At 44.9% G+C, this 13,803-nt stretch carries 12 protein-coding genes; 9 read left to right on the top strand and 3 right to left on the bottom strand.

The annotated features are described in order from the left end of the window. The first annotated feature begins 45 nt into the window (after nucleotides 1-45). From moeA to AAGA51_RS18520, 5 genes are all read left to right on the top strand, one after another. On the top strand, nucleotides 46-1,281 hold the full coding sequence (moeA, locus tag AAGA51_RS18500) for a molybdopterin molybdotransferase MoeA (protein ID WP_042483155.1): 1,236 nt from the start codon (nucleotides 46-48) through the stop codon (nucleotides 1,279-1,281). Between the two features lie 8 nt (nucleotides 1,282-1,289). After that, on the top strand, nucleotides 1,290-2,042 hold the full coding sequence (moeB, locus tag AAGA51_RS18505; RefSeq protein ID WP_042483153.1) for a molybdopterin-synthase adenylyltransferase MoeB: 753 nt from the start codon (nucleotides 1,290-1,292) through the stop codon (nucleotides 2,040-2,042). Between the two features lie 12 nt (nucleotides 2,043-2,054). Continuing rightward, entirely contained in the window at nucleotides 2,055-2,354 is a 300-nt protein-coding gene (locus AAGA51_RS18510; RefSeq protein ID WP_052404576.1) for a hypothetical protein, read from the top strand. Between the two features lie 53 nt (nucleotides 2,355-2,407). Continuing rightward, complete coding sequence (locus AAGA51_RS18515; protein ID WP_042483148.1) at nucleotides 2,408-3,259, top strand: sulfurtransferase; 852 nt, start codon at nucleotides 2,408-2,410, stop codon at nucleotides 3,257-3,259. A gap of 91 nt (nucleotides 3,260-3,350) precedes the next feature. Further along, nucleotides 3,351-3,602: a DUF2999 family protein gene (locus AAGA51_RS18520; protein ID WP_042483144.1), complete on the top strand. Its 252-nt coding sequence runs from the start codon at nucleotides 3,351-3,353 to the stop codon at nucleotides 3,600-3,602. Nucleotides 3,603-3,694: 92 nt separating this feature from the next. On the opposite strand, the gene AAGA51_RS18525 is transcribed toward AAGA51_RS18520, so the two are convergent. The 3 genes from AAGA51_RS18525 to AAGA51_RS18535 form a co-directional block, all read right to left on the bottom strand. Beyond that, nucleotides 3,695-5,587 carry a TRAP transporter permease gene (locus AAGA51_RS18525; protein WP_042483140.1) on the bottom strand — a complete coding sequence of 631 codons (1,893 nt, stop codon included), beginning with the start codon at nucleotides 5,585-5,587 and terminating at the stop codon, nucleotides 3,695-3,697. Nucleotides 5,588-5,680: 93 nt separating this feature from the next. Beyond that, nucleotides 5,681-6,610, bottom strand: a complete 930-nt coding sequence (locus AAGA51_RS18530; protein WP_042483137.1) for a TAXI family TRAP transporter solute-binding subunit — start codon at nucleotides 6,608-6,610, stop codon at nucleotides 5,681-5,683. A gap of 263 nt (nucleotides 6,611-6,873) precedes the next feature. Then, on the bottom strand, nucleotides 6,874-7,875 hold the full coding sequence (locus AAGA51_RS18535) for a sugar-binding transcriptional regulator (RefSeq protein ID WP_042483134.1): 1,002 nt from the start codon (nucleotides 7,873-7,875) through the stop codon (nucleotides 6,874-6,876). Nucleotides 7,876-8,429: 554 nt separating this feature from the next. Between AAGA51_RS18535 and tal the strand changes: the two genes are divergently transcribed. The 4 genes from tal to AAGA51_RS18555 all read left to right on the top strand — a co-directional run bounded on the left by tal (nucleotide 8,430) and on the right by AAGA51_RS18555 (nucleotide 13,789). Further along, nucleotides 8,430-9,380: a transaldolase gene (gene tal, locus AAGA51_RS18540; RefSeq protein ID WP_042483130.1), complete on the top strand. Its 951-nt coding sequence runs from the start codon at nucleotides 8,430-8,432 to the stop codon at nucleotides 9,378-9,380. Between the two features lie 112 nt (nucleotides 9,381-9,492). Further along, nucleotides 9,493-11,487, top strand: a complete 1,995-nt coding sequence (gene tkt, locus AAGA51_RS18545; protein WP_042483128.1) for a transketolase — start codon at nucleotides 9,493-9,495, stop codon at nucleotides 11,485-11,487. Between the two features lie 453 nt (nucleotides 11,488-11,940). Beyond that, entirely contained in the window at nucleotides 11,941-12,384 is a 444-nt protein-coding gene (locus AAGA51_RS18550) for a PTS sugar transporter subunit IIA (RefSeq protein WP_042483125.1), read from the top strand. Nucleotides 12,385-12,400: 16 nt separating this feature from the next. Continuing rightward, nucleotides 12,401-13,789 carry a PTS mannitol transporter subunit IICB gene (locus AAGA51_RS18555; RefSeq protein WP_042483122.1) on the top strand — a complete coding sequence of 463 codons (1,389 nt, stop codon included), beginning with the start codon at nucleotides 12,401-12,403 and terminating at the stop codon, nucleotides 13,787-13,789. Nucleotides 13,790-13,803 lie beyond the last annotated feature (14 nt).

The raw sequence follows: 13,803 nt of genomic DNA on the forward strand, positions 1-13,803 counted from the left end.
CTATGTTAGAGTATCTCCCAACAAAAAAGACTACAGGAATAACGAATGGGCTGTTGTGACGCTCCGGGCTTAATGCCTCTTGAAGAAGCTTTAGAAAAAATGCTGGCTGGCATTAAACCAATTCAATCGACACTTCAACTTCCACTCGCAGACGCCATCGGCTATGTACTTGCAGAAGACATTCTTTCACCTATCAACGTACCACCATTCGATAACTCTGCGATGGATGGGTACGCGGTTAGAATCAGCGAATTAGCGCACAACCAACCTCTGCCTGTAGCGGGTAAATCGTTTGCTGGGCAGCCTTTTGAAAGCGAATGGCCGCCAATGACCTGTGTACGTATCATGACCGGCGCGCAAATTCCTCAAGGTTGTGATGCGGTGATCATGCAAGAACAAGCGACGGTCACCGAAGACGGTGTTACTTTTTGCCAAACTCAGGTTAAACCAAACAACAATATCCGCCCTGTTGGCGACGACATTCGCCAAGGCGACATCGTTCTCAACAAAGGTGCTCGTCTGACCGCTCGCGATATTCCGATGATCGCGACCTTAGGTGTTAGCCACGTCACTGTCTTCAGAAAACCAAAAGTCGCCTTTTTCTCTACTGGTGACGAGCTAAAACCATTAGGCACTGAGCTTAAAGCTGGCGAAATCTATGACAGCAACCGTTATGGTATCAAACCGCTGATCATTAACTTCGGTTGTGAAGCCATTGATTTAGGCATTATTCCTGACTGCCCTAAAACGCTTAAAGAGACATTTGAAAAAGCACAAAGCCTTGCCGATGTGGTGGTAACTTCAGGTGGCGTCAGCGTTGGTGAAGCAGATTTCACTAAAGACATTCTTGATGAAGTGGGGCAAATCGGTTTTTGGAAACTGGCGATCAAACCAGGTAAACCCTTTGCTTTTGGCGCTCTAGGTGATGCTTGGTTCTGTGGTCTGCCAGGCAACCCTGTTTCTGCAGTATTAACGATGTATGTGCTAGTTCAACCTATGCTGGCTAAGCTAGGTGGTCATTCGCAATGGAAAGCACCCGAATCGATTCCGGCGATTACTCGTACTGCATTCAAAAAAGGACCGGGCAGAACGGATTTCCAACGCGGCATTTACACCATCGAAAATGGTCAGTTTGTTGTAGAAACGACGGGGAATCAGAGTTCAGGTGCCTTCCGCTCTATGAGCTTAGCCAACTGTTTTGTGGTACTTGAGCGTGAACGTGGCAGCGTTGAAGTGGGTGAAACCGTCAACATTCAACTGTTTAACTCAACGTTATATTAGGCTCGAGTATGGAAATCCTAAGCGACGCAGAAATGCTGCGTTACAACCGCCAGATCATCCTTAAAGCATTTGATTTTGAAGGACAGGAAGCGCTGAAGCAGTCTTCGATTCTGATCCTCGGTGCTGGTGGCTTGGGATGTGCCTCTAGCCAATATCTTGCAACTGCTGGTATAGGCAAACTGACGCTGATTGATGACGATAAAGTGGAGTTGTCGAACTTGCAGCGTCAGGTTCTTCACCATGATGCGGATATCGGAAAGCTCAAAGTGGAATCCGCAGCGCAAGCGTTAAAAGAACTTAACCCAGAGCTTGAAATTGTTACCGTAGCGAAAAGACTTACTGATGAAGCCCTGTTAAGTCTAGTTCAGGACCATGATTTGGTGTTGGATGCCAGCGACAACGTAGATACGCGTAACCAGCTTAATCGCCTTTGTTACCAGACCAAAACACCGTTAGTTTCCGGCGCTGCCATTCGCATGGAAGGCCAAGTGAGCGTGTTTACTTATCAAGATCAGCAAGAGCCTTGCTATCAATGCTTAAGTGCTCTGTTTGGAAGTAATGCGCTTTCTTGTGTTGAAGCGGGTGTCATGGCGCCTGTGGTTGGCATTATCGGCGCGGTTCAGGCAATGGAAGCGATTAAGGTCATTGCAGGTTTGGGTAAGCCAATCCAAGGCAAAATTCTGATGCTTGATGCTATGACCATGTCTTGGCGCGAAATGAAACTGATGAAGCAACCTCACTGCCCTACTTGTAGCAGTTAAAAGCGACTGTGTATGTCTTCAGCTAAAAAACTGACCATGCTGCTGTTGCTGCTCACCTTATTACTGGTCGCCATGCTTGCATTGCGGCCAGAGCGTACTCAAATCGAACTCCAAGTTCATCTTATCGATAATACACTTACACAGTCACTGGACGGTCAGAGACGCTATTTCCTCGTTGAGTCAAAAGATACCGGAAAGCAGCTCATCAACGTGCCACCCACCACGAACTGTCAAGTTGGTGAAGTGATCACTGTGCGGAAAGTATTAACCGAGCAGCAAGATATCTATTACCGTTTTATTTCTTGCCCTTAATTGAGTACCTTAATGGACTAAGTTTTACGTGAACCCAACTAAGGATTTGTTGAATGTCACCACTTGTTTCACCCGAATGGCTTGTCGAGCGTTTGGAAGATCCTCGCCTAGTTATCCTAGACAGTAGCCTAGAGTTTCAGATCCCCTCTGAATCAGAGAAAGACTGGGTAAATAAAATCCCTAATGCCCGTCGATTCGATTACGACAAAGAGTTTTGCGACATTGAATCATCACTTCCGCATATGATGCCAAGTGAAGAACGTTTCAACCATCTTGCTCAAGAGCTAGGAATCAATAATGATTCCATCATCGTTGTTTATGACAACAGTGGCACTTTTGCCTCCCCTAGAGCGTGGTGGATGTTCAAAGCCTTCGGTCATTCGCAGGTTTACATCCTTAATGGCGGCTTAACCGAATGGAAAGCACAAGGTTACAATGTCACTCAGGAGTATCTCACGGACACTCCGAAAGGCGATTTTAACGGCACGTTGCAATCAAATTATTTCGTTGATGCTGAATACGTAAAAGCAAAAATTGACGACGAAGCAAGCTTAACTGTCGATGCTCGCTCTCGTGCTCGCTTTCTTTCCCAAGTAGCCGAACCAAGAGTTGGTCTACGCAGTGGACATATTCCCAACTCCTGCAATCTACCTTTTGCTGAACTAATGGATGGGCATAAACTCAAGACAGCCAACGATTTGTCTGCGATTTTGAAATCAACCCTCACCAAAGATGCTGATGAATACGTGTTCAGTTGTGGTTCAGGCGTTACCGCTTGTATCGTTCTGTTAGCCGCGCTGGTGTGTGGTTACGAAAACCTTTCTGTTTATGATGGCTCGTGGACCGAATGGGGATCTTCTCCGGACCTGCCAATAGAAACAGCAAACGACACTGATAACGTTTAAAGCAAAGATTAAACATTCGCAGAAATTGTTATAGACTGCGCCCGATTTTAATTTTAGAAACCTGTTCAGGTTAGTTTTAAAAGGTAAAAAAATGAACCCAATTATTGCACTGTTGAAAGAGAACAATGTAAGCAACGACAAAATCCAAGAACTATTCCAAGCGTTAACGCAGAATCCACTTGCTGCAATGGCGATTGTCGGCCAACTCGGTTTACCTCAGGAGCAATTACAACTGCTGATGGGTCAGGTAATGCAAAACCCAGCTCTAATCAAAGAAGCCGTTGAAGAACTAGGTTTGGATTTTTCTAAAGTAGAAGAAGCAAAAGCGAAGCTGCAACAATAAGCTTGGTTTGAAAAGTGCCAGAAACAAAAAGTACGATTAACTGAATATAAGGCCGCCAATTTGACGGCCTTATTATTTGACAAAGAAGTGCTCTAAGCTTGCGAAAGCGCTCTGCTCTGTTGTCGATAGTTCATCAGACAAATCACGACAATAACGGCAAGAGCTATTAAACGATTGAGATCAGATAAGAACAAAACTCCGAGCGCCATACATAATAGGACCGCACGTTGCCACATCAGCAAAGGAACAAACAAACGCCCTTCTATACCGCCAGCGAAGGCGATAAACAGACTGATGGTAGCGATGATAGCTATCGCGAAGTGCAGATGCTCTCCTTCCACCCAAATCAATCCTGAAAATGCCATCATTGCCGGAATTAGGAAGAAACCCTGTGCCAGTTTAAATGCCTGAACGGCTGAGCGCATCGGTGATGCATTGGCTATCCCTGCGCCTGCAAATGCTGCAAGTGCAATTGGTGGTGTTACGTTAGAGGTTTGTGATAACCAGAACACTATCATGTGCGCAGCCAGAAGGGTCACACCGAAGTCCATTAATGCCGGAACCGCCATGATCGACAACACGATATAAGCGGCGGTAACTGGAAGCCCCATACCCAAAATGACGGCAGCAAGCGCGATAAGAGCTAACGCAGACCATAAATAGCCGCCAGACATCGCGATCAGAAATTGGGTAAATTGCAAACCAATCCCCGTTTGACCAACCACACCGACTACAATACCAGCCGTAGCACATGCAACCGAAATAGGCAGAGCCAGAAGCGCACCTTCTTTTAATCCTTCCAAGAAAAGCTTCACAGTAATACGACTGTGTTTGCGCGTCATCGCAGCTAAAAGAATTGAGGCACAACCAATCACACCCACCAATACTGGCGAATAGCTCATCATCAATAGTACGGTGATAAGAATAAGTGGTACCAGATAATGCCAACCACTGCGCAACACTGTCGCAATTTTTTCGGTTTGAGTCATTCCCTGAAGATCTAACTTACACGCCATCAGATGCACATAAAGCAACGTACAAGCGAAATACAAAATGGCTGGGGCAATCGAAACAATTAAGATCTCGCTGTAAGGAATACCAGTAAACTGCGCCATAACGAACGCACCAGCACCCATTACTGGAGGCATAATCTGCCCGCCTGTTGATGCGGCGGCTTCAATCCCCGCTGCTTGTTCAGACTTATAACCCAGTTTTTTCATCATAGGGATAGTCAAAGCGCCCGTTGTTACTGTGTTGGCAATCGCTGACCCAGATATTGAGCCAAGGGCAGCTGATGCGATAACACTTGCCTTCGCCGGGCCACCACGATATTTACCTGCAACAGAAAACGCCATATCGATAAAGAACTGACCCGCACCCGTTACTTGTAAAAAAGCCCCAAACAGAACAAACATAAATACCACACCAGCGGCAATCGCTAACGGCGCACCGTAGACACCATTTGTGGAATAAATGTGGAAACGGATGATCTCTTCAACACTAAAACCTTTGCTCGCAATATTGTCTGGAAGCACATCACCAAATATGGCATACACCAGAAACAGCACCGCGATGAACACCATCACCAAACCGACTGTTCTACGTGTTGCTTCAAGTAACAGCAGAATGAGAACAATTCCTGCAGCCTGATCAAGCGACTGCAAACCGTCCAGCAAAAAGCTGATGTCGTCATAATCAAATAATGCAATCTGAGTTGATGCCCAGCACGTGAGCGCCACACACAATAAATCTAAAATTCGTCCCAACAAGTAAATAGCAAACGGCTTTCGGTCACTAAACAGAGGGTAAACCAAGAACACAAGTGCCAATACCCAACTGACGTGTATCGGCCGAAAAACAGGGGCTGACAGATTGGCCAGAATGCCCTGCCAAATCTGAAAAACAGAAAGAGCGATAGCCGCAATCGCGGCTATCGTAACAATGACATTGGTAATTTTTTGGTTACGAGGATGAAATTCACTCATCACTTACTCCATGTAACATTACTTATCGTCCATTTGGTTTGAAGGAAGTCCAACTGTTCACAGTCAAGACTTCCCACCAAACATTACAACGTTTTATTTCATTTGTTCTTTGCGATATTTCTCTGCACCTGGGTGAAGAGCGATACCTTGCAGCTTAGTCATATTCTCAATCGTGGTGAATTTAGTTACATCAATCACTTGGCGAATTTTGTTGATATTTTCAAACGCCACTTTTGTCATGTTGTACGCCATGTCTTCACTCATATTTTTGTTAACAACCAATACGTTCCATACCGCTGGCGCTTTAAAGGCAGGCACTTTGTTGTAAGAATCCGCAGGGACATCAATTTGAATGTATGAAGGATAATCTTGAGTGATTTTCGCCAGTTCCTCTTCGCTAAAACTTAAGATGCGGATATCACGAGTCAGAGCGAGTTCGGTAATCGCCCCCACTCCCACACTGCCTACAACCACACCCGCATCAATTTGATTATTCGCCAGCGCACTGGTTGTCGCGGTGTAGTTCAGTGATTGAGCTTTGATGTCATCTTCAGTGATACCCAAAGTATTTAAGATGTTAACCGCACTCACGCGAGTACCTGAACCCGGCGCACCCAGTGAAATACGTTTGCCTTTTAAGTCCGCAATCGAGTTGATATCAGATTTAGCCGGAACGATGAACTGCACCACGTTTGGATATAGAGCAAAGAGAACAGATACATCCAGTTTTTTAGGGAAAGGTTTAACACCGCTCGCGGCTTGAAGTACAACGTTACCTTGTGCAATACCCACTAACTGTTTGTCTGTCGATACCTTAATGGTGTTTTCAACCGATGCCGCGGTTACTTCTGCGCGCATATTAAAGTCTGATAAGTTTTCGCTCCAAATCTTAGCCAGCATACCGCCCAATGGATAATAAGTACCACTTTGACTACCCGTACCAATAGTGTAGTTTTCTGCCATTGCAGGCAGAGAAAATGCCATTGCTACAGCTAATAAACCAGTCCTTAGTTTTTGATACATAAATGCTCCTTCAAAATGTGATTCTAGGGTTGTATATGTTTAATGTTTCCATATTGTTATGAAATGGATAATGAGAAATAGCAATACGGCTTACGGCGAAATGAGAGTTTGATATGCAAATATGCTCTTGTTTAAAAAACAGTCGTGATATTGACCTCACTCTCAAAAAGCAGTGATGAAGGGTTATATTTCAATCAACAAGATTTGTTCTGATATGAAAAAAGGAGGCCATAGCCTCCTTGCGAACTGATCTAAAACTCATTTTATCTCTGTGAGCGAGAGATACTGCTCATCTGCTCGTCCAAGTTCAAAACGGTCAGAGCATTACTGACACTGGTCGCTATTACATCAATCGCGCCAGTACGCAAAGCCCCTAATAGTGCAAGTGGCTTACTGTTTTCCGCTGCAATGGCTACGACTTCTGAAACCAAACGGAATTCATCGATACTCAAACCAATCACTCGGTCATTCATTACCGTATTGGCAATTTCGCCCTGAACATTGAAAAAGTCGTGACCAGCAAAATCCCCTACCACGCCTTGTTGCAGGCGTGATTGAACGACTTCTTCTGCTGTGAACCAACCAAGATCGACCATGTAACTGTTTTCACTCATGTCACCAATACCAATCAAAGCCATATCGGCTTTTCGTGCCAAATCGAGTGTTTGCTTAACGGTCGCGTTCTGCATAAACGCTAGTTTTTGATCTCGGTTCTCTGCGTATGCTGGTGCGTACAAGGTTTCCGATGAGCCACCGTATTTTTTTGCGAGCTGACGACAGATATGGTCGGCATTAAACATACCGCCACGAGGGTGAATACCGCCAATACCACAGACAAACTTACAATCACGAGGAGTAATAACGCCCACATGATGAGCAACCGCGGAAACATTTCGACCTTGCCCTACACTGACCACCATGCCGTTTTTTAACGTATTGGTTAGATAGTGGGAGACTAATCCAGCTACCTGCTGACGCTGCTGTTCTTCGTTAGGTTGGTCCAAGGCGATAAGCGCTCGCTTAACGCCAAAGCGTTCAATTAAACGTTGCTCTATCTTGGCACTGAATACTGGGTGGTATTTCACCGTGATTTCAACAATACCTTCATCTCGTGCTTGTTTGAGCAAACGACCGACTTTGGCGCGAGAGAGTGCGAACTTCTTAGAAATCTCTTCCTGAGTTGCTCCATCTTGGTAGTAAGCAACTGAAACTTCAGTCAATAAGTCTGTATTTTCTAGAGAAATTTCTGGGGTTGGATTGTTCATCATCGACTCTTATCTGTGAAATTGTGCTCATTATATTTAAAACTGAGCATCCGCTCATTGACCTAGCATATGTTACACCCATGCAAGCGTGCAACATTTGCTCAGCAAGATTACATATTCTCACTCATTTTTTGAGAGATTGAGCATACTAAGAACGTATAACAAGGCCTACGCAATCGTTTCGTCTTATTCACCCTTTGAACACAAGTAAATTAATGTTGATTTAGGTCACTAGAAATGAGAAATCACAATTGACATTCACCGCAGATCAGATAAATATGGACACATCATTTACTCACAGATTGAACATATGTTCATTGCAAATGTTCGAGCTGTGAAAAACATTATGTTTATGTGAATTGAACAGTGTTGTTGAACTTATATGTAGCGTTAAAGTAGCTACAATGTTTTCTAACCTGTTTGCAATGCCAAGCCACTATTTTTGTCGTACTAAGTGACACTTTTGTCTTGTTACATGACATTGTCTTGCTCTGTGACTGGCATATTAAACGGCAGGCAAAGCCCAACGAGAAACGAGAAATAGGACGATCGAAATGAGCAATAAATTAGAGCAACTTCGTAAACTGACTACCGTTGTAGCAGACACCGGTGAAATTGAAGCAATCAAAAAATACCAACCAGAAGACGCAACAACAAACCCTTCTCTAATTCTTAAAGCTGCTCAAATTGCAGAGTACGCGCCACTTATCGATCAAGCTATCGAATACGCGAAAACGCAAAGCAATGACAAGGCTCAACAAGTTCAAGATACTTGTGACATGCTTGCAGTTAACATCGGTAAAGAAATCCTAAAAACGATCCCAGGTCGTATCTCTACAGAAGTAGATGCTCGTCTTTCTTACGACACTGAAGGCAGCATTGCTAAAGCTCGTCAACTTATCAAAATGTACAACGATGCTGGCATCTCTAACGATCGTATCCTTATTAAACTGGCTTCTACTTGGGAAGGTATCCGTGCTGCAGAAGTTCTAGAGAAAGAAGGCATCAACTGTAACCTGACTCTTCTATTCTCATTTGCTCAAGCTCGTGCGTGTGCGGAAGCTGGCGTATACCTAATTTCTCCATTCGTTGGCCGTATCATGGACTGGTACAAAGCAAAAGAAGGTCGCGACTTCGCAGCTCAAGAAGATCCAGGTGTTCTTTCTGTTTCTACCATTTACAACTACTACAAAGAGCACGGCTACAAAACTGTTGTTATGGGCGCAAGCTTCCGTAACATCGGTGAGATCCTAGAGCTAGCTGGCTGTGACCGTCTAACAATTGCTCCTTCACTTCTTGCTGAACTAGAAGCAGCGGAAGGTGAAGTTGTAGCGAAACTTGTTGACTCTAAAGGCAACAAAGCACGTCCAGCAGCGATGACTCACGCTGAATTCCTATGGGACCACAACCAAGATCCAATGGCAGTAGAGAAACTTGCAGAAGGTATCCGCAACTTCGCTATCGACCAAGGCAAACTTGAAGCGATGATCGAAGCTAAGCTTTAATTCAAATTTAAGAAGCGAGTGAAAACTCGCTTCGCTTTTTATACTTGTTTCAAATTGAGCAGAGTTTAAAATTCTGCTCTCAATATTATTCAAACTTAACTGAGTGACGACTATGAATCGCAAACAATTGGCTAACGCAATCCGTGCCCTAAGCATGGACGGTGTTCAAAAAGCTAACTCTGGCCACCCAGGTGCCCCAATGGGTATGGCGGATATCGCTGAAGTACTTTGGCGTTCGCACCTAAACCACAACCCACAAAACCCAAACTGGGCTGACCGCGACCGTTTCATCCTTTCTAACGGTCATGGCTCGATGCTGATTTACTCACTGCTTCACCTGACTGGTTACGAGCTTTCAATCGACGACCTTAAAAACTTCCGTCAGCTTCACTCTAAAACTCCGGGTCACCCTGAATACGGCTATGCACCAGGTGTTGAAACGACCACAGGCCCTCTAGGTCAAGGTATCACTAACGCTGTAGGTATGGCGCTGGCTGAGAAAGCGCTTGCTGCTCAGTTCAACAAAGAAGGCCATGAGATTGTTGACCACTACACGTACGCGTTCATGGGCGACGGTTGTATGATGGAAGGTATCTCGCACGAGGCATGTTCTCTTGCAGGTACTTTAGGTCTGGGCAAACTGATTGCATTCTGGGATGACAACGGTATTTCTATCGATGGCCACGTAGAAGGTTGGTTCGCTGACGATACGCCAAAACGTTTTGAAGCGTACGGCTGGCACGTTATCCCTGCGGTTGATGGTCACGATGCTGACGCAATCAACGCCGCGATTGAAGCAGCGAAAGCAGAAACAGGTCGTCCTACTCTAATTTGTACTAAAACCATCATCGGTTTTGGTTCGCCAAACAAAGCCGGCTCTCACGACTGTCACGGTGCTCCACTAGGCGCTGATGAAATTCAAGCGGCACGTGAATTCCTAGGTTGGGAATACGCACCATTTGAAATCCCAGCAGATATCTACGCGAACTGGGATGCAAAAGAAGCGGGCGCAGCAAAAGAAGCGGCATGGGAACAAAAATTCTCAGCATACGCAGCAGCGTACCCAGAGCTAGCAGCAGAATTCAAACGTCGTGTGAACGGCGAACTTCCAGCTGAGTGGGAAGAGAAAGCAAACGCTGTGATTGCTGAGCTTCAAGCTAACCCAGCCAACATTGCATCACGTAAAGCATCGCAAAACGCACTAGAAGCGTTTGGTAAAATGCTACCTGAATTCATGGGCGGCTCGGCTGACCTTGCACCTTCTAACCTCACCATGTGGTCTGGCTCTAAGTCAATCACACCAGAAGATGCTTCAGGCAACTACATCCATTACGGTGTTCGTGAATTCGGTATGACGGCTATCATGAACGGTATCGCGCTACACGGTGGTTTCGTTCCTTACGGCGCAACCTTCCTGATGTTCATGGAATACGCACGTAACGCACTGCGCATGGCGGCACTGATGAAAGTGCAAAACATCCAAGTGTACACGCACGACTCTATCGGTCTTGGCGAAGATGGTCCAACTCACCAACCTGTTGAGCAAACCGCTTCTCTGCGTCTGACGCCAAACATGAGCACATGGCGTCCATGTGACCAAGTCGAATCAGCAGTCGCTTGGAAACTGGCTATCGAGCGTAAAGATGCGCCTACTGCGCTTATCTTCTCTCGTCAAAACCTAGCACAGCAAGCACGTTCAGCAGAGCAAGTGGCTGACATCGCTAAGGGTGGTTATATCCTGAAAGATTGTGCAGGCAAACCTGAGCTAATCCTGATTGCAACAGGCTCTGAAGTTGAATTGGCTGTTAAAGCAGCTGAGCAACTAACCGCTGAAGGCAAACAAGTACGCGTAGTTTCAATGCCATCAACAGATGCATTCGACAAGCAAGACGCGGCTTACCGTGAAGCTGTACTTCCATCAGACGTAACTGCACGTATCGCTATCGAAGCAGGTATCGCGGATTACTGGTACAAGTACGTTGGCCTAAACGGCAAAATCATCGGTATGACCACATTCGGTGAATCTGCACCAGCGGGTGAGCTATTTAAGATGTTCGGCTTTACGGTTGAAAACGTACTTGAGAAAGCTAACGAATTATTGGCTTAATCAGGTTCACTAAATAGTAAAAATCCCTGCTACGATGCGGGGATTTTTTATGCCTGTAATACACAAAGAAATTGAGTTACTAATTTATCTTAACAAAGATACAATATGATATACATCACAGTTAAACCTAACCTGTTCACCTAACAATAAAAAAATAAGACCGAACAAAAATCACACTTCCATGCCGGTCAATACCCAAAACAGGCCAAACTTCACATCAAAGCAAATAAATTAAAAATATTAAAACAAAACACACCTCACAAATAGGCTATTGACTTGTAATAAAAACAAATTTTGTAAAAACATTTCGTTAAATACTTGTGACAGAAAGTGGTAAAAATCTATTTGACACTGATATTAATGCTACATAGTTCACAAATCGCTTACTATTTCCAAACTGTACTTCCCTGTTGATAATGAGTCTATCAACAACGCATCACACGGGAAGCAAACATGCTGTATGACCTAATTGACCATGACCTGATCGACGTTATCGACCATCAAGATTGTCAATGGGAGGAGGCCGTAAAAGTCACCACTCAATATCTTGAAAATAAAGGTTATGTAACTGCTGATTACTCAAAAGCGATCATTCAATCGACTATGGATAATGGTCCATATTATGTGCTTTGTCCAGGAATCGCGATGCCTCATGCTCGCCCAGAAGCCGGCGTACTGAAAACTGGTTTAGGTATACATGTATTTACTCACCCCGTTGATTTCGGCTCTGAAATGGGGCCGGCAAATGTTCTATTAACACTCGCCGCCAAGGATTCAGACACACATATTGCGGTGATTCAAGCGCTTAGCGAAATGCTCGTCGACGAGTCCAATATTGTGAAACTTTCAGCCGCATCTTCTAAACAAGATGTACTAAATATTATAAAAACTTATTAAACAGAAGGAACATAACGTGACAACAAATGTGAGAGCTAAAGTGCAAGCCTTCGGGGGGCATCTGACCGCCATGGTTTTGCCAAATATCGGCGCCTTTATTGCGTGGGGCTTTATTACTGCATTATTTATCCCAACAGGCTGGACACCCAATGCCTACTTTGGCGAACTGGTAGGCCCAATGATTACCTACCTACTCCCACTATTGATTGGTTACACCGGTGGCCAAATCGTTGGTGATAAACGAGGTGCTGTAGCAGGTGCGATTGGTACTATGGGTGTTATCGCAGGTGCAGAAATACCTATGTTTGTTGGTGCGATGATCATGGGCCCTCTGAGTGGCTGGGTGATTGTTCAAATCGACAAAAAACTTGAACATAAGATCCCTTCAGGGTTCGAGATGGTGGTCAATAACTTCTCGCTTGGTATCTTTGGCATGATCATGTGTTTGTTCGCTTACGCCATCGTTGGTCCAGCGGTAACGGCAGCAAACCTTTTTGTTAAGTCTGGAATTGAAGCGCTTGTCGCGACAGGCTTTCTCCCTCTCTTAGCCATTATCAATGAACCTGCGAAAGTGCTGTTTTTAAACAACGCTATTGACCAAGGTATTTACTACCCACTAGGTCTACAAGCTGCGGCTGAAACAGGTAAGTCAATCTTCTTTATGGTTGCATCAAACCCAGGTCCAGGCTTAGGCATGCTTTTGGCTTATGCCAAATTCGGCCAAGGTCTAAGTAAGCGCTCGGCACCTAGTGCAATTATCATTCATTTCTTTGGTGGTATTCACGAGCTGTACTTCCCGTACGTACTGATGAAACCAATAATGATTTTGGCGATGATTGCAGGAGCGGCTACAGGTATAGCAACCTTCAACCTTTTAGGCGGTGGTTTAGTCGCAGGTCCGAGTCCGGGTTCTATCTTCTCTTACTTAGCCTTAACGCCGAAAGGTAGTTTTATCGCTACGATTGCAGGGGTTACAACAGCAACAATCGTCTCATTCTTTGTCGCAAGTGCCATCTTAAAAGTGAGTAAAAAGGAAGCATCCGAAAAAGAGTTTGAGCAATCAGTCACTGATATGAAAGAAATGAAAGCAGAAGGTGTCATCACCAAATCAACTGCTGAACCTAAAAAAATCAAGTTCGTCGCATTTGCCTGTGATGCAGGTATGGGATCTAGCGCGATGGGTGCTTCGACCTTTAGGAAGAAACTCAGTGATGCTGGATATAACGTGGAAGTTAAAAACTTCTCGATAGAGAAAGTACCACCTCACGCAGATGTAGTGGTCACGCATGAGAGCCTTGAAAACAGAGCGGTAAGTGCCACAGGACTACCTGTTGTCACTATTAAAAACTTCCTTCATGACCCGGCACTCGATGAACTCATCGACACCATTAGTCAGCAAGCTTAATTTAAATCATTATC

Origin of the sequence: Vibrio diazotrophicus, assembly GCF_038452265.1 — a bacterium.
Taxonomy (GTDB): Bacteria; Pseudomonadota; Gammaproteobacteria; order Enterobacterales; family Vibrionaceae; genus Vibrio; species Vibrio diazotrophicus.